We start from the raw sequence: 18,064 nt of genomic DNA, 5'->3' as shown, positions 1-18,064 counted from the left end.
AATTTAACTGAATAAACGAGCTGAAATGACTGATCCGGCATTTGTACATCTTCGACTGCATACAGAGTTCTCACTGGTTGATGGACTGGTGCGTATCAAAGAGCTGGTCGGCGTGGCTAAAGATCAGCAGATACCCGCTATTGCGATTACTGATCAGGTTAACCTGTTTGCTCTGGTGAAGTTCTTTAAAGCCACTACCGGTGCAGGGATTAAGCCAATTTTTGGTGCTGATATCTGGGTTGAAAATGAAACCGACCCGGAAGCAACGCCCCATAGAATGACCTTGCTGGCGATGAATGAGAAGGGTTATCGTAACCTGATGGAGCTAATCTCGCTGGCTTACGAGAAGGGACAAAATATTCAGCCGGAGCTGGCACTGCTGAAGAAGAGCTGGATTGCTGAGCGCTCAGCTGGCCTGATTGCGTTGTCGGGAGCCAAAGATGGCGAAATTGGCCGGGCGTTGGCCGACAACGATTCGGCCCGTGCCGTGCTGGATGAGTGGCGGCAGGTGTTTCCCGACCGTTTCTATCTTGAGATACAGCGTACAGGGCGACCCGGTGATGAGAGCTGTGTGCATGCGTCGGTGCAGCTGGCCCACGAGACCGGTTGTCCGTTGGTGGCGACCAATGAAGTGATGTTTCTCCGGCCTGAAGATTTCGAAGCCCATGAGGTGCGGGTTTGTATCAACCAGGGGCGCACCCTCGAAGACCCTCATCGGCCGAAGAACTATACTGAACAGCAGTATCTGCGCACTGCAGATGAGATGGCTGAGCTATTCAGCGATATTCCCTCAGCAATAGAAAACACCGTTGAGATCGCTAAACGTTGCAATGTTCAACTGGATCTTGGCACCTATTATCTGCCGAAATACCCTATCCCTGCGGGGATGACGATGGATCAGTTCTTCGCGGATGTTTCCTGGAAAGGGCTGGAAGAGCGTCTGGAGATTCTGCTGGACAAGGACGATCCAGACTATGCCGAGAAACGTCGCCCTTATGAGGAACGGCTGCGGTTTGAGCTGGATATTATCACTCAGATGGGTTTCCCCGGTTACTTCCTGATCGTGATGGACTTCATCCAGTGGGGCAAGGATAACGGCGTGCCGGTGGGGCCTGGCCGTGGTTCAGGTGCCGGCTCGCTGGTCGCCTATGCGCAGAAAATTACCGACCTTGATCCACTGGAATATGATCTGCTGTTCGAGCGCTTCCTTAACCCCGAACGGGTATCGATGCCTGACTTCGATATCGACTTCTGTATGGATAACCGTGACCGGGTTATCGACTATGTGGCTGAAACCTACGGCCGGGATGCAGTATCCCAGATTGTCACCTTTGGCACCATGGCGGCTAAAGCGGTGGTGCGTGACGTTGCCCGGGTACAGGGTAAGGCGTTTGGTCTGGCAGACAGGCTCTCTAAGCTGATCCCTTTTGAAGTCGGTATCACCCTCTCCCGTGCGATGGCAGAAGAGCCGTTGATGAAGGAGTTTGTCGATTCCAGCGAAGAGGCCCAGGAGATCATGGAGATGGCCCTCAAGCTGGAGGGCCTGACCCGCAACGTGGGTAAGCACGCCGGAGGGGTGGTGATTGCCCCGACCAAGCTGACTGACTTTTCGGCCACCTACTGTGATGAATTTGGTCATGGTCTGGTTACCCAGTTTGATAAGAGTGATGTCGAGGAAGCCGGGCTGGTTAAGTTCGACTTTTTGGGGCTGCGTACCCTGACTATCGTCGACTGGGCGGTGAAAACCATCGACCGGATCCGCGCCAGAAACGGTGAAGAGCCTCTGGATATTGCGTTGATCGATCTGGAGGATAAGGCGACCTTTAATCTGCTGCAATCGGCAGAAACCACCGCGGTATTTCAGCTGGAATCCAGCGGAATGAAGGATCTGGTGCGGCGCCTGAAACCGGACCGTTTTGAAGATATTGTTGCATTGGTGGCGTTGTTCCGTCCTGGCCCGTTGCAGTCCGGTATGGTGGATGATTTTATTCTGCGTAAGCATGGGCAGGCTGAGCTGGCCTATCCGCACGCGGACTATCAGCTGGATATGTTGCAGCCGGTACTGGAACCAACCTACGGTATCATTCTGTATCAGGAACAGGTGATGCAGATCGCTCAGGTGATGGCGGGTTATACCCTCGGTGGTGCCGACATGCTTCGCCGGGCGATGGGTAAAAAGAAACCGGAAGAGATGGCGAAGCAACGCAGCTCCTTTATGGAAGGCTCTGCAGCCAATGGCATCGACCCCGATCTGGCAGGTAACATCTTTGATCTGGTAGAAAAATTTGCCGGTTACGGCTTTAACAAATCCCACTCCGCTGCCTATGCGCTGGTTTCCTATCAGACCGCCTGGCTGAAAACCCATTATCCTGCGCCGTTTATGGCGGCGGTACTCTCCTCCGATATGCAGAACACCGATAAGGTGGTGATCTTTATCGAAGAGTGCCGCACGATGAAGTTGCCACTGGTGTTGCCGGACGTTAACTGGGGTGAATATATGTTCACTGTTAACGATAAAGGCGAGATTGTATACGGCCTGGGGGCTATCAAGGGGGTCGGTGAAGGCCCGATCGAAGCGATTGTCGAGGCCCGCAATAACGGCGGACATTTCAAGGATATCTTTGATTTCTGCAAACGGGTGGGCAGCAAAAAACTCAATAAGCGGGTGCTGGAAGCGTTAGTGCGCTCCGGTGCGCTGGATCATCTGGGGCCGGATCGTGCCCAGCTGTGGGCATCCATTGGCGAAGCACTGAAAGCTGCTGATCAGTCTGAACGTAATCAGAGCGCGGGTATGTTTGATCTGTTCGGTGATGTCGAAGCGGAAGAACCGCGAGATCCCTATGCCGAATATATGAAGCTGAGGTGCTGGACCGACAAAGAGCGCTTGCAGGGCGAGAAAGATACCCTTGGACTTTATGTTACCGGGCATCCGATAGATGAGTATGAAGCAGAGTTGCCTAACTTTATCTCCCGGCGTATCAGTGAGTTGGTGCCGCAGCGGGGGCAGCAGCAGAAAATGCTGGGCCTGGTGGTGGATGTGCGGGTTAAGAAAACCAAGAAAGGGGATTCGCTCTGTTTTGTCACCCTGGATGACCGGACTTCGCGCATTGAAGTATCGCTGTTCGGCGAAGCTTACGATGAGTATCGCACCATGCTGAATAAGGACTCAATACTGCTGATAGAGGGTGAGATCACCGTTGATAGCTACTCTGGCACCGATAAACTTAAAGTGCGGGGTAATAAAGTTACGGACATTATCCAATGTCGCGCGCGTTATGGCCGTCATATCGAGATTGACTGTCAGGATACGCAGTTGAAGGAGCGGTCATTAAAGGCCTTTGGGGAGCTTCTGAGCGCGCATACCGGCAGCGCGAAAATGCCAGTGGCGCTGCGCTATAGCAGCAGCAATGCCGCGGCGACGCTTAGTCTTGGAGAGGCGTGGCAGGTGGAACCCAGCGATGACCTGCTGATCAAGCTTAAGGATCAGTTTGGCGGAGATGCGGTCAGGATTCGCTACTGATCAGGGTGGTTCTTAACCGCTACTCAGGGTAGAATTATGCCAAATTTTATCGTCGGCTGATCTTTAGCTGCTACAGTGTCCCGGCCGGAACGAAGCAAACTTACGGAATATCAATACATGAATCCCAATTATCTGGATTTTGAACAGCCAATTGCAGACCTGGAAGCGAAGATTGAAGAGCTGCGACTGGTTGGTGATGACAATGAGCTGAACATTGAGGAAGAGATCACCAAGTTGCAGGCCAAAAGCCGGACGCTGACCAAATCTCTTTTCAGTGACCTGAGTGAGTGGCAGATCTCCCAGATTGCCCGTCATCCCCGGCGCCCCTATACCCTCGATTATGTGAAACTGATTTTCGACGAGTTTGAAGAGATTCATGGTGACCGCCATTTTGCGGATGACCGCGCACTGGTCGGTGGTATTGCCCGTCTGGAAGGGCGTCCGGTGATGGTGATTGGCCATCAGAAGGGCCGCGAAGTGAAAGAGAAAGTACGTCGCAACTTCGGTATGCCGCGTCCTGAAGGGTATCGTAAGGCGCTGCGCCTGATGGAGATGGCGGAGCGTTTTAAGATGCCGATCCTGACCTTTATTGATACTCCGGGGGCCTATCCTGGCATCGATGCTGAGGAACGTGGCCAGTCGGAAGCGATCGCTTTCAACCTGGCCGCCATGTCCCGCCTGAATACGCCTATTATCGCGACCGTTGTGGGTGAAGGTGGTTCTGGCGGTGCGCTGGCTATCGGTGTCTGTGATGAGCTGATGATGCTGCAATATGCTACTTATTCGGTAATCTCTCCGGAAGGTTGTGCCTCTATTTTGTGGAAGAGCGCGGACCGTGCGCCAGATGCCGCCAAAGCGATGGGTCTGACCTCAGATCGTCTGCACGCGCTGGGTCTGGTGGATCAGATTGTTGATGAGCCGCTGGGTGGAGCCCACCGTGATCACGGTCTGATTGCTGCGAATCTGAAAAAACATCTGCTGGAAACGCTGGATCGACTCAGCGAGATCGAGCCGGAAGAGCTTATTGAACGACGTTACCAGCGTCTCATGTCCTACGGCATCAGCCAGTAATATCGGAACCGTCGGCTACCCCGGCGGTTTTTTTTGTCTCTCTGCAGAGTCAAAGGCTGTTATAAGTTATCCAGATGAAAGATCTACAGTCCCACTTTAATCAGCAGCTTAACAGTCGATCTGGCACGGTGACGCGCTGGGTAATTGGTTTGAGTGGTGGGCTGGACTCCGTCGTGTTACTTCATCTGGCTGCCAGGGCGCTCCCGGCTGATCAGATACTGGTGGTCAATATTGATCACCAGTTACAGGCTGCGTCCGCGCAGTGGAGCGCTTTCTGTGGCTGCTTAGCCAATACCCTCAACCTTCCCTTCAGAAGTGAAAAAGTCATTGTTGATGCCTCTGCCAGTCTTGAACGGGCGGCGCGTCGTGCGCGCTATCAGGCGTTTGAGAATATTCTGCAGCCGGGTGATTGTCTGTTGCTGGCCCATCACCTTGATGATCAGGCTGAAACCATGCTGTTTCGGCTGTTGCGGGGGGCTGGCGTGCGCGGTCTTGCCGGTATTCCCGAGCGTCGCTCGCTGGGTCGTGCTGAGCTGTTCCGGCCGCTGCTGTCGGTGTCCCGGCAGCAACTCATGGCATGGGCCGATGCTGAGCAGCTGGAATGGATTGAAGACCCGAGTAATGCAGACCAAAACTATGATCGCAACTACCTGCGCCATGCCGTATTGCCCTTGTTACAGGCACGCTGGCCGGGGTTCTCTCATCGCTGGGCCGATACCGCCCGGTATATGGAAGAGGCGGAGCAGTTACACCATGATCTTGCTGGCATTGATTATGCCTGTGCGGCTAAAGATGGCGGGCTGTGCTGCTCAGCACTAATGCGTCTGAGTAAACCACGCAGGCATAATCTGCTGCGATTCTGGTTGCGCCGGGCAGGTGTGACTGTCGGTGAACGTCAAATCCTCAGTGTTATCGCGTTGATTGGCGCTGCTGATGATCGCCAGCCGGTTGTTGATCTCGGGAGGATGCAGCTGCGTCGCTATCATGGAACGCTGCTGCTACAGCCGGATGAAGCAGCGGTGGAATGGCATGATCGTCCCCTGATGCTGGCGGGAGAAGTGACTGCTCAGGGGCGTTTAATGGTCGAGTCCGATGCTGATGGAGTCGGGTTAAACTCACTGTCAGGGGTGACCCTGCGTAACCGGCGTGATGGTGACCGGTGCAAGCCAGTCGGACGGGGTGGCTCATGTAGCCTGAAGAAACTTTTTCAGGAACACCGGATACCTGCCTGGCAGCGAAATTCATGGCCGGTCTGTGTTGTCGGCGACGAGATTGTTGCGTTGCCGGGAATCTGTATCTGCGAAGGTTGGCAGAGTGAAAAAAAAGGCAGTGGTTTTACACTGAATTGGCGGCCAATTGCATTGTCTGTACCGGGTGATTCTGGTACCCTGTAGCCCCATCTTTAGTAGCTGTTTTCGGAACGGCTCGACTCACTTTTCACGACCAGACACAGGTTCCTCATGACGCGATATATTTTCGTCACAGGCGGTGTTGTTTCCTCATTGGGGAAAGGCATCGCATCCGCATCACTTGCAGCAATACTTGAAGCCCGGGGGCTGAAAGTCACTATGCTGAAACTGGATCCGTATATCAACGTAGATCCGGGGACAATGAGCCCTATCCAGCACGGTGAAGTATTTGTTACCGATGATGGTGCCGAAACTGACCTGGATTTGGGCCATTATGAGCGCTTCATCCGCACCACAATGACTAAGCGGAATAACTTTACCGCCGGCCGGGTGTATCAGCACGTACTGCGTAAAGAGCGTCGGGGTGATTATCTGGGCGGTACGGTTCAGGTTATTCCGCATATTACGGATGAGATCAAACGCCGGGTGCTTGAGGGTGCCGGTGATGCAGATATTGCACTGGTTGAGATCGGTGGCACCGTAGGTGATATCGAATCCCTGCCGTTTATGGAAGCGGTGCGTCAGTTGCGGGTTGAGCTGGGTGCTCGCCGGGCAATGTTTATGCACCTGACATTGGTGCCTTATATCGCGACTGCGGGTGAGATTAAGACTAAGCCGTCACAGCACTCGGTTAAAGAGTTGCGCTCAATCGGTATTCAGCCGGATATTCTGGTGTGTCGTTCTGACCTGGCTCTGCCAATCTCCTCCCGGCGTAAACTCTCTCTGTTTACCAACGTTGAAGAGCGTGCGGTTATCTCCTTGCCGGATGCTGACTGTATCTACCGCATTCCACGGATGCTGAGTGAGCAGAAACTGGATCAGATTGTTATTGAACAGTTTAATCTGGAGTGTCCGCCGGCCGATCTGAGCGAATGGGATCGGGTGTCCGATGCTAAGCTGAACCCGCATCGTGAAGTGACGATAGCGATGGTGGGCAAGTACATGGAACTGCTGGATGCCTACAAGTCGCTGATTGAAGCGATCTCCCATGCGGGTATCGCGCTGCGCACTAAAGTGAACATCATCTATATCGATTCTGAGCAGATTGAGCGTGATGGTATCGGCCTGCTGGAAGATGTCTCTGCCATTCTGGTGCCAGGCGGTTTTGGTGAACGTGGTGTCGAAGGTAAGATTGCAGCAGTTAAGTATGCCCGGGAAAACAAGGTGCCTTATCTGGGTATCTGTCTGGGGATGCAGGTGGCGGTGATTGAATATGCCCGCCATGTTGCCGGTATTACCGATGCCAGCAGTACCGAGTTTGACGCCAATGCCGCTTCACCGTTGATCGGCCTGATTACTGAATGGATGACGGAAGAGGGCGCTAAAGAGATTCGTGGTTATAAGGATGATCTGGGCGGCACAATGCGTCTGGGTGCCCAGGGATGTACGCTGAAAGAGGGTACTAAAGCCTATCAGGCATATGGTTCAACGGAGATCAAAGAGCGTCATCGTCACCGTTATGAAGTGAATAACAACTATGTTCCGCAGCTGGAAGAAGCCGGTCTGATTATCTCAGGCCGCTCGGTTGATGGCGAACTGGTTGAGGTTGTGGAAGCGCCTGACCATCCGTGGTTTGTTGCCTGTCAGTTCCACCCTGAATTTACCTCTACCCCAAGAGATGGTCACGGTTTGTTTACCGGCTTCATTGAAGCTGCGTTGACCCACCAGGATCTCGAAAAATAAAGAATACCTATACTATTTGGAGTTTAGTCAATGGCACAGATTGCTGACATTAAGGCCCGTGAAGTTCTCGATTCCCGTGGTAACCCTACCGTTGAAGCGGATGTGATCCTGACGTCCGGTGTAATAGGTTCTGCCTGTGCGCCGTCAGGTGCGTCTACCGGCTCCCGCGAGGCCCTTGAGTTGCGCGATGGCGATAAAAGCCGCTATCTGGGTAAAGGCGTTCTGAAAGCGGTTGGTGCGGTGAATGGCGTTATTCGTGAAGCCCTGATCGGTATGGATGTAACCGATCAGCGTGCGCTGGATAACAAGATGCTGGAGCTGGACGGTACCGAGAACAAAGAAAACCTGGGAGCAAATGCTATCCTGGCGGTGTCTCTGGCGGCAGCCAAAGCGGCAGCGATTGTTAAGGGTATTCCGCTGTACGCACACATCGCTGAAATCAATGGCACCCCTGGTCAGTTTTCGCTGCCAGTACCGATGATGAATATCCTCAACGGTGGCGAGCACGCGGATAACAACGTTGATATCCAGGAATTTATGGTGCAGCCGGTAAACTTTACCAAGTTCTCCGAAGGCCTGCGTTGTGGTGCTGAAATTTTCCATGCGCTGAAAGCGGTACTGAAAGCCCGTGGCCTGAGCACTGCTGTTGGTGACGAGGGAGGTTTTGCACCTAACCTGGCCTCTAACGAAGAGGCGCTGGTTGTTATTCAGGAAGCGATCTCAAATGCAGGCTATGAACTGGGTAAAGATGTCACCCTGGCTCTGGATTGTGCGGCGTCTGAATTCTATAAAGATGGCAAGTACGACCTGTCTGGCGAAGGTAAAGTGTTTGATGCGGAAGGTTTCAGTGACTACCTGGCTGCATTGACTGAAAACTATCCGATTGTCTCTATTGAAGACGGTCTGGATGAGTCTGACTGGGACGGTTGGGCCTACCTGACGAAGAAGATTGGCGATAAAGTGCAGTTGGTGGGTGATGATCTGTTTGTGACCAACACCAAGATCCTCAGTCGGGGTATCGAACAGAGTATCGGCAACTCCATTCTGATTAAGTTTAACCAGATTGGTTCTCTGTCTGAGACACTGGATGCGATCAAGATGGCTAAGGATGCAGGTTTTACTGCGGTGATTTCTCATCGTTCCGGTGAAACTGAAGATACCACTATTGCTGATCTGGCTGTTGGTACCGCTGCAGGTCAGATTAAGACCGGTTCTCTGTGTCGTTCTGATCGTGTTGCTAAGTACAATCGTCTGCTGCGCATCGAAGAAGAGCTGGGTGCTGGCGCTGTGTACAACGGTCTGTCTGAAATTAAAGGTCAGGGTTAATTTTAACCGGATCTGTGGAATACTAAGGGGGCTAAACGCCCCCTTTTTTGACTATATACAGAGTAGAGTGCTGTCGGACTGTGTTTCGCCTGAGTTTATTTCGTTCGATTATGTTGTTGCTGCTGATCAGTCTGATCGGGCTGCAGTACCGGCTATGGTTTGGCGAAGCGAATCTGGCTGAAGTTCAGGCGCTGCAGCAGGAGATTGAGCGGCAACGGGCAGAAAACGACCTTCTGGTGAATCGAAACCATCAGTTAGATGCTGAGGTGAAAGATCTCAAGCAGGGACTGGATGCGCTGGAAGAGCGGGCCCGAAATCAGTTGGGGATGGTGAAAGAGGGGGAGTCCTTCTTTCAGTTGGTCCCGGCGTTGCCAGGTAAGCCACCGGCCGATAGCGGTCAGTAACGGAAACCCGAGCGTTAATGAACTTTCCAACCGAGTTAAACTATCTCTACGGTGAACCTGCCAGTCGTGCGGTTATCCGAACTGAAGCCGATGATTTCCAGGTAACAGAAGATCTCTCTTTTGAACCGGAAGGCAGCGGCGATCATGTGTTTCTATATATCCGCAAAACCGGTGAAAACACCGACTGGGTGGCCCGGCAGCTGGCGCATTTTTGTCAGGTCAGTCCTAAAGAGGTGGGCTATGCCGGCAAGAAGGATCGTCATGCGGTGACCGAGCAGTGGTTCAGTGTGCATCTGCCAGGACGCGCTCCTTTGACCTGGTCACTGTTTGAAACCGATACGATTAAAGTGTTGAAAGCGGTTAAACATACCCGCAAGTTGCGATTGGGCAGCCTTAACGGTAACCGCTTTCAGATTCGTCTGCGTCAGGTGACAGAGCCTGCGGCATTGTTGCAGCGGGCAGAACTGATTCGTGCTGGCGTGCCCAACTATTTTGGCGAGCAACGTTTTGGTCATCATCAGGGCAACCTTTCCAAAGGTGCCCTGCTGATAGCGGGTAAGCTGAAAGAGCGGCAGCGACATAAGAAAGGTCTGTATATCTCTGCGGTGCGCTCGTTTATGTTTAATCAGCTGGTGTCCCAGCGTATTGGGCAGTCTTTTTTTGCTCAGCCAATGCCGGGGGATGTGTTGATGATCAACGGCAGTCAGAGCTGCTTTCCTCACGATGTGGAGGATGAGACTATTCTCAGCCGTCTGGCATCAGGTGATCTGCACCTCACTGCCGCGATGTGGGGGCGGGGGCGCTCAATCTGCTCTGCTGAAGCGGCCGCGTGGGAGATTCAACAGCTAGCCCCCTGGCAAGAGCAGTTAGAAGGGCTGGAGCGTCTGGGGCTGAATCAGGAACGCCGCTCGATCCGGCTGATGCCTGCTAATCTGACTATCGAACAGGAGGCTGAAAATCAGTTTCTGCTGGCCTTTAATCTGCCTGCCGGCAGCTTTGCCACCAGTGTGCTCAGAGAGCTGGCGCAGGTGACCTCGGCGTCAGGGCAGCAGGAAACGGAGGCTGATTGATGAGATTGTTACTGTCCAATGATGATGGGGTATATGCTCCGGGTCTGGAAGCATTGGCGCGGATTCTCGCACAGGATCATGAGCTGGCGGTGGTTGCGCCGGATCGTAATCGCAGTGGTGCAAGTAACTCGCTGACGCTGGATCGCCCCCTTGAAGCGCACCATCATCAGAACGGTTTTATCGGTATTAATGGCACGCCGACCGACTGCGTTCACCTGGGAATTGGTGGTATCTATCATGAACCCCCCGATATGGTGATATCCGGCATTAACTGTGGCTCTAATCTGGGCGATGATGTTATCTATTCAGGAACCGTTGCTGCTGCGATGGAGGGGCGACATCTGCATCTGCCTCCTGTCGCGGTCTCGTTGGCGGGAAGCAGTCCGGTTCACTATGACACCGCGGCAGAAGTGGTGCGGCAGCTGATCAGAGATATCCGGGGATTGGTGCTGGCACCGCGCACAGTATTGAATGTAAATGTGCCTGACCTGCCACTGGAGCAACTGAAAGGGATCCATGTCACCCGTCTGGGTCATCGGGTGGTGGCCGATGCGCCGGTTGAGTCTATCGACCCGCGAGGCACACAGCGTTTCTGGATTGCCGGGGCGGGAGTAGCGGCCGACTGTGGGCCAGGTACAGATTTTTTTGCGGTTAAGTCCGGTTATGTTTCAATAACGCCACTGAATATCGATATGACACAGTATTCCGGTATGGATAATCTGAGTAACTGGCTTGAGGATTTAGAGTGAATAAGTTGCAGTTGCAGGGGATCGGGATGACCTCCCAGCGCACCCGCAGCAGACTGGTGCAACGGCTCAAAGAGCAGGGGATTACCGGTCAGCAGGTGCTGGATGTGATGGGCAATACGCCCCGGCATATTTTTATCGATGAGGCGTTGTCCCATCGGGCCTATGAGGATACGGCACTGCCTATCGGCTTTAATCAGACAATATCGCAGCCCTATATTGTTGCCCGGATGACCGAGATTCTGCTGGCGGGTGGTCCGCTTGAACGGGTGCTTGAGGTGGGTACCGGGTCAGGTTATCAGACAACGATTCTGGCACAACTGGTGGATAAAGTTTTCAGTGTTGAGCGGATTAAACCGTTACAGGAAAAAGCCCGGCAGCGTTTTTCGTTGCTGAAAATTCACAATGTCTCGTTGCGGCATAGTGATGGAGGGATGGGTTGGGCAGAACGTGGCCCATTTGATGGCATCATGGTCACTGCCGCACCGGAACAGGTTCCCCCTGAGTTGTTAGCGCAGATGGCGGTGGGCGGTCGACTGGTTATTCCGGTTGGCGGTACACAGAATCAGCAACTAAAGCTGGTTATCCGGGTCACAGAAACAGAATATGAAACCACGGTGCTCGAAGGGGTTAAATTTGTGCCTCTGTTAAGCGGAACAATACGCTGAACCGATAAATGTAACGGAATATTGAATGACTACGAAGCGTACTCCCCGGGAGTTTCTGGGACTGTTTTTTAAAGGCGTCATGATGGGCGCAGCAGATGTGGTGCCCGGGGTGTCCGGGGGGACGATTGCATTTATTACCGGAATCTATGAAGAGCTGATCAATACCATCAAAGGGTTTAATCTGGGGGCTGTCAGAGTGTTGTTTCAGCAAGGTCCGGTGGCTTTCTGGCAGCAGGTCAACGGTACATTCCTGTTGGTCCTGTTGGCGGGTATCGTCGCCAGTATTGCCACTATCGCAGGTGGCGTGCTGTTTCTGTTAGCAAACTACCCGATTCTGTTGTGGGCGTTTTTCTTCGGTCTGATTCTGGCGTCTGTGTGGCTGGTGATGAGTCATATTGAACAGTGGAGTATGAACCTGATCTCCAGCTTTATCATCGGCGCTATTGTCGCCTATATGATCACCAGTATCGCTCCGGTCAGTGTTGAACCAACCGCACTGATGGTGTTTTTATCGGGGGCGATTGCGATCTGTGCAATGATTTTGCCGGGTATCTCTGGTAGTTTTATTTTATTGCTGTTGGGTATGTATGCGCATATTCTGGCGGCCGTGAAAGGGGCTGATTTTCAGCTTATTGGTCTGTTCGTGCTGGGTTGTATCGTCGGTATTATGAGTTTTTCCCGGTTGCTGAGCTGGATGTTCAGCCATCACCGTCAGGTTACTCTGGCATTGCTGGCGGGTTTTATGTTGGGTTCGCTGAATAAAGTCTGGCCCTGGAAATATACCCTTGCATATACGATTGACCGACACGGAGAGCAGGTGCCACTGTTGCAGGATAATGTTCTTCCCTGGAACTTTGAGAGCATCACGGGGCAGCCAGCGTTTCTGCTCTGGGCGGTAGGGCTGACGCTCATCGGTATCGCAATTGTTGTTGTTATGGAGCGTTATCAGACCGCTAAGGAATAGATTATGGTGAGAGCTGTTGCAGATGTCTTCACCGCTCTGGCGCTTTTTGCCAGTGTGTTGGTGCTGTCTGCCTGCAGCTCAAGCAGCGTTTATTCGCCAGTGGATGAGCGCTCAATCAGCGGACGGCACCCGGTTAAGATTGTCAGTAGTCAGGCTCGCCCCGAGCAGTATAAGGTGCGCCGGGGTGATACCCTCTATTCAATTGCTTTTCGTTATGGGCTGGATTTTCGTCAGCTGGCCCGTAGTAACGGTATCAGTGATCGTTATGATATCTACCCGGGACAGACGTTGGTATTAAAAGAGACTCCCCCTCCTCCCCCTCCTCAACGTAGCCAGAAAGCAACCCCCGCGGTTAAACCTGCGCAATCCCGGGACGTCAAGAAAGCAGCGACTCATGTAATACCTGCCAGTGCTAAACCTCCTGTTTCCACGCCGCCAGCGAAAGCGAAAGCTCCTCAGCCGCCGCTGCTTGCCAAAGCGGCTCCTGCCGTGGTGGCTGAGCGAACGCTGGCATGGCGCTGGCCGGCATCAGGTAAGGTGATTCAGGGGTTTAGTAATAAAGGCAGCATCAATAAAGGGATCAACTTCTCCGGGAATAAAGGTGAGCCGGTATATGCTGCTGAGTCAGGTCGGGTGGTGTATGCCGGGAGTGGTTTGCTGGGGTACGGAAATCTTGTCATTATTCATCATAATGAGAAATTTTTGAGTGCTTATGCGCATAACAGTCGCATTCTGGTGAAGGAAAATGATAAGGTAAAAACAGGTGACAAAATTGCCGAAATTGGTAATAGCGGAGCCGCCCGAACAATGCTGCATTTTGAGATTCGCAGAGATGGACAGCCTGTGGATCCAATGATGTATCTGCCGCGTAAAAGATAAACACACATATGATTGTCGCTATGCAGTAACTAATAACAATCTATAAAAGCCAGGTTACTCGGGAATGAAACAATGGTAAATGTTGAAAATAGTGAGCAGGAGCTGGATACGGTTTCGATCGATATCGATGAAGCAGATGTTGACGATTTAGATATTGACGATGTTGAGAATGAGGAGCCGGAGTTCCTTAATAGTGGTCGGGGAAAGGGCAGTATGGCCCACAACGACCTGTTGAATGCTAAATCTCTGGATGCAACCCAGTTATATCTCAACGAGATTGGATTCTCGCCGTTGCTGACCGCTGAGGAAGAGGTATATTTCTCCCGCCGTGCACTAAAAGGCGACGAAGCCTCGCGCAAGCGGATGATTGAAAGCAATTTGCGGCTGGTAGTGAAGATCGCCCGGCGCTACATCAACCGGGGTCTGACACTGCTGGATCTGATTGAAGAGGGCAATCTGGGGCTGATCCGTGCGGTTGAAAAGTTTGATCCTGAAAGAGGATTTCGCTTCTCCACCTATGCCACCTGGTGGATCAGGCAAACCATAGAACGGGCGATAATGAATCAGACCCGGACTATTCGCCTGCCGATCCATGTGGTTAAGGAACTGAATGTCTACCTGCGAGCAGCGCGTGAACTGGCTCAGCGTCTGGATCATGAACCGACTGTAGAAGAGATCGCCGCTGCCGTGGACCGACCGGTAGAAAACGTCGAGAAAATGTTTGGTTTGAATGAACGTGTGACCTCTATCGATGTTCCGGTTGGTAAAGATTCGGACAAGATGTTGCTGGATACGCTTGCGGATGAGGAATCCTCTGATCCGGAAACACTGCTGCAGAAATCCAATATCAGCGGTAACTTAGAAGGCTGGCTGGCGATGCTGCCGGAAAAACATGCTGAAGTGTTATCCCGTCGTTTTGGCCTCAGAGGCTATGAGATGAGTACTCTGGAAGAGGTGGGTAAGGAGATCGGTTTGACCCGTGAACGGGTGCGCCAGATACAGGTTGAAGCGCTGCGCAAGTTACGCGAGATTGTTGAACGTAATGGCTTGAGCGGTGAAGACCTGCTGAAAGGCTGATAGCGGATGACGATAAAAAAAACCGGGCATATCAGCCCGGTTTTTTTACCTGCGTGTTAGTGCTTTTAATGGCGTTCCGCTTCTTTTTTTAGGCTGTAGATAAGCTCCAGTGCCTGCCTGGGGGTCAGGTTGTCCGGTTCCAGTGCCTGAAGATGAACCAAAGCAGGATGGGGGCGTGGGGCAACAAACAGGTCATCCTGTACCGGTGGCGGCTGACGGCGCTGTTCCGTCTGGCCGGCATCCTCTTCCAGTTGAATCAGCTTCTGACGGGCACGGCTAATCACATTGGCGGGCACGCCAGCCAGTTGGGCAACCTGTAAACCATAGCTCTGACTGGCTGGTCCCTCCTGAACTTCATGCATAAAGACGATATGGTCCTGATGCTCCATCGCAGTCAGATGGACATTAAATACTCCCTGACAGAGTTCCGGTAGTACGGTCAGCTCAAAATAGTGGGTGGCAAACAGCGTCATTGCTTTGACTTCGTTGGCCAGGTATTCCGCTGCCGACCAAGCCAGGGATAAGCCATCGAAGGTGCTGGTGCCGCGTCCAACCTCATCCATCAGCACCAGACTCTGCTCGGTAGCGTTATGCAGAATATTGGCGGTTTCGGTCATCTCTACCATGAAGGTCGAACGGCCTCCGGCCAGGTCATCGGATGAACCCATGCGGGTAAATATCCTGTCAACTAAACCAATGGTTGCGCTTTGCGCCGGAACATAGCTGCCAATATGGGCGAGGAGGGTAATCAGGGCTGCCTGGCGCATATAGGTGGATTTACCGCCCATGTTCGGGCCGGTAATAATCAGCATCTGACGTTCGGGTGAGAGGCTGAGATGGTTGGCGACAAAAGGATCGTCCAGTACATCTTCCACCACCGGGTGGCGTCCGCCGCTAATCTGGATTTGTGGCTCTTCAGTCAGTGTCGGTGCAACATAATCAAGGCTGTCTGCCCGCTCCGCAAGGTTGCACAGCACATCCAGTTCGGCCAGTGCCGCAGCACTGTCCTGCAGCGGAGCAAGCTGTTCGGCAAGGATTTCAATTAATGCTTCGTAGAGTGCTTTTTCCCGACTTAACGCCCGGCTTTTCGCACTCAGGGCTTTATCCTCAAAGGCTTTCAGTTCGGGGGTAATATAGCGCTCTGCATTTTTCAGTGTTTGGCGGCGAATATAATCTGCTGGCACCTCTGCCTTCTGTGCTTTACCTATCTCGATAAAATAGCCATGCACCCGGTTATAGCCGACTTTAAGCGTTGGGATGCCGGTGCGCTCCCGCTCACGGGTTTCCAGTTGTACCAGATAGTCACCGGCGTTTTCACTCAATCCCCGTAACTCGTCCAGCTCTGCATCATAACCGGTGGCGATCACTCCGCCATCGCGGATAACGACAGGCGGGTTTTCAATCACAGCACGATTTAGCAGATCGCACAGTTCCGGAAAGCTGCTGGCGGTTTCCGCCAGGGCTTTGAGCAGCGCCGGTTGAGTTGTGGTTAAATGCTCCTGCACTTCTGGCAGAACCTGGAAAGCGTTCTTTAGCCTCTCAAGATCTCGGGGGCGGGCAGAACGCAGTGCAACCCGCGCTAACACCCGTTCAATATCCCCAATCTGTCTCAGATGGGGCGATAACTGCTCAAAGCGATAATCACTGATCAGCCACTGCAAGGCTGCCTGACGGGATTGCAAAGTATTACGGCAACGCAAAGGCCGGTTGAGCCAGCGTCTCAGCATACGGCTGCCCATCGGGGTCGCGGTTCTATCAATGACTGAGGCCAGAGTGTTTTCCCGTCCACCCGCCAGATTGATATCTATCTCCAGATTCTTGCGGGTAGCTGCATCGAGAATGACGCTGTCATCCCGCTGCTCCAGCAGCAGGCGACGAATATGCGGGAGCGCGGTACGCTGGGTGTCTTTGGCATATTGCAGCAAACAGCCAGCTGCCCCCAGCGCCACCGGCAGATGGTCGCAGCCAAAGCCGGTCAGGTCCTTGGTTTGAAACTGCTGGCACAAGAGTCGTTCGGCTGTTTCCAGTTCAAAGTTCCAGGGGGCCTGAGGGCGCAATCCCTTGTAAGATTGAAGTGGCTGAGCCAGGTTGTGACCATCATTGAACAGAATCTCAGCGGGCTTGATGCGTTCAAGCTCACCATGCAGTGCTTCTTCACCGGCCACCTCAAGCAAACTGAAACGCCCGGTGCTGATATCGACAATCGCAATACCGTAGCGCTGCAGATCGGTATTGACCGCAATCAGCAGGCTGTCGCGCCGTTCATCCAACAGTGCTTCATCACTCAGCGTTCCAGGGGTGACAATACGCATCACCTTTCTCTCAACCGGCCCCTTACTGGTGGCAGGGTCTCCAATCTGTTCACAGATAGCCACCGACTCACCCGCACGGACTATCTTGGCAATATAACCATCAGCTGAATGGTAGGGGATGCCTGCCATCGGAATCGGTTCACCGGCAGACTTTCCTCTGGCGGTTAGTGAAATATCCAATAGCTGAGACGCTTTCTTCGCATCATCAAAAAACAGCTCATAGAAATCCCCCATCCGATAAAACACCAACTGATCCGGATGTTCAGCCTTGATCTTGAGGTATTGCTGCATCATGGGGGTGTGTTGTGAAGAAGGAGCTGTGTCGATTTTTGGCATTGGGTTCTTATATGTTGGGGTTTAAAAGGGTTGCTTTTTAAGGGGCGCGTCTATGAAGCCGAAGCGCAGAGACTGTGCATGCCTTGGACTCTCTTGATTTAAGCAGTTGAGTCAATCCAAAGTGAAGGACAATGCAGCTTCTGCCTAAGTTAGTGACATAGTGTATCAAAAATATAGGTAAATGCTGTTAGACTTAGAAGCAATTTTTCAATGAGATCAGTTGTCTGTTTTTTGACCAGTATAGTGCTGGTTTTCAATGTTAGCGGTATTTGTGATTGCCACAAACAATATCTATTAGCCTTACAGTGAGGGCTTAGTGTTACAGCTTTTTGACAACAACAAAAGAAGTACTATTACAACGCATAAATTTGCAAGTCAGTTTAGGCTAAACTAGGGTCTGGATAAGTGAACTGGCTGTGAATATATTGTATTATCTGTGAGAGATGAAAATGCCTGGGTTGAAGAGGTCTGAATGCGGAACTGCTCTTCAAATTTTTATACGGTTCAAAAAATAGACTATGAAGTTGGATGCGTTATAAAAATAATTGTGCGTAGTTTTTTGGTGATGAAAGAAGTGGGTTTTCTGTAAAAACGAAAAT

At 52.4% G+C, this 18,064-nt stretch carries 13 protein-coding genes; 12 read left to right on the top strand and 1 reads right to left on the bottom strand.

Features of this window, described 5'->3' with window-relative positions; all coding sequences use genetic code 11:
- The first annotated feature begins 25 nt into the window (after positions 1–25).
- The 12 genes from dnaE (at position 26) to rpoS (ending at position 14,817) form a co-directional block, all read left to right on the top strand.
- The gene (gene dnaE / locus ACQY8X_RS04335) at positions 26–3,520 is read left to right on the top strand and encodes a DNA polymerase III subunit alpha (protein WP_428033917.1); all 3,495 of its coding nucleotides are present in this window, start codon (positions 26–28) and stop codon (positions 3,518–3,520) included.
- 117 nt (positions 3,521–3,637) lie between these two features.
- On the top strand, positions 3,638–4,591 hold the full coding sequence (gene accA, locus ACQY8X_RS04330; protein WP_428033916.1) for an acetyl-CoA carboxylase carboxyl transferase subunit alpha: 954 nt from the start codon (positions 3,638–3,640) through the stop codon (positions 4,589–4,591).
- 74 nt (positions 4,592–4,665) lie between these two features.
- On the top strand, positions 4,666–5,985 hold the full coding sequence (gene tilS, locus ACQY8X_RS04325; RefSeq protein ID WP_428033915.1) for a tRNA lysidine(34) synthetase TilS: 1,320 nt from the start codon (positions 4,666–4,668) through the stop codon (positions 5,983–5,985).
- Positions 5,986–6,051: 66 nt separating this feature from the next.
- Complete coding sequence (locus ACQY8X_RS04320) at positions 6,052–7,683, top strand: CTP synthase (RefSeq protein ID WP_428033914.1); 1,632 nt, start codon at positions 6,052–6,054, stop codon at positions 7,681–7,683.
- Positions 7,684–7,713: 30 nt separating this feature from the next.
- A complete protein-coding gene (eno, locus tag ACQY8X_RS04315) occupies positions 7,714–9,009 on the top strand; it encodes a phosphopyruvate hydratase (protein WP_428033913.1) in 1,296 nt (431 codons plus the stop codon).
- 80 nt (positions 9,010–9,089) lie between these two features.
- Positions 9,090–9,413, top strand: a complete 324-nt coding sequence (gene ftsB, locus ACQY8X_RS04310; protein WP_428033912.1) for a cell division protein FtsB — start codon at positions 9,090–9,092, stop codon at positions 9,411–9,413.
- Between the two features lie 17 nt (positions 9,414–9,430).
- Positions 9,431–10,483 (top strand): tRNA pseudouridine(13) synthase TruD, encoded by a 1,053-nt coding sequence (truD, locus tag ACQY8X_RS04305; protein WP_428033911.1) that lies wholly within the window; start codon positions 9,431–9,433, stop codon positions 10,481–10,483.
- A complete protein-coding gene (surE, locus tag ACQY8X_RS04300) occupies positions 10,483–11,232 on the top strand; it encodes a 5'/3'-nucleotidase SurE (protein ID WP_428033910.1) in 750 nt (249 codons plus the stop codon). The genes truD and surE overlap by 1 nt, the downstream gene beginning before the upstream one ends.
- Entirely contained in the window at positions 11,229–11,897 is a 669-nt protein-coding gene (locus ACQY8X_RS04295) for a protein-L-isoaspartate(D-aspartate) O-methyltransferase (protein WP_428033909.1), read from the top strand. Before surE ends, ACQY8X_RS04295 begins: the two co-directional genes overlap by 4 nt.
- Before the next feature lie 25 nt (positions 11,898–11,922).
- Entirely contained in the window at positions 11,923–12,861 is a 939-nt protein-coding gene (locus tag ACQY8X_RS04290) for a DUF368 domain-containing protein (RefSeq protein ID WP_428033908.1), read from the top strand.
- 3 nt (positions 12,862–12,864) lie between these two features.
- Complete coding sequence (locus ACQY8X_RS04285) at positions 12,865–13,740, top strand: peptidoglycan DD-metalloendopeptidase family protein (protein ID WP_428033907.1); 876 nt, start codon at positions 12,865–12,867, stop codon at positions 13,738–13,740.
- Between the two features lie 72 nt (positions 13,741–13,812).
- Positions 13,813–14,817, top strand: coding sequence for an RNA polymerase sigma factor RpoS (rpoS, locus tag ACQY8X_RS04280; RefSeq protein WP_428033906.1), 1,005 nt, complete (start codon positions 13,813–13,815; stop codon positions 14,815–14,817).
- A gap of 65 nt (positions 14,818–14,882) precedes the next feature.
- Here rpoS and mutS read toward each other — a convergent pair whose 3' ends face one another.
- The gene (gene mutS, locus ACQY8X_RS04275; protein WP_428033905.1) at positions 14,883–17,465 is read right to left on the bottom strand and encodes a DNA mismatch repair protein MutS; all 2,583 of its coding nucleotides are present in this window, start codon (positions 17,463–17,465) and stop codon (positions 14,883–14,885) included.
- Positions 17,466–18,064 lie beyond the last annotated feature (599 nt).

The sequence above is a fragment of the Amphritea sp. genome (genome assembly GCF_050300915.1).
Classification (GTDB): domain Bacteria; phylum Pseudomonadota; class Gammaproteobacteria; order Pseudomonadales; family Balneatricaceae; genus Amphritea.
The sequence above is the reverse complement of the archived record's forward strand: the minus strand, read 5'-3'. Positions and strand labels throughout refer to the sequence as shown.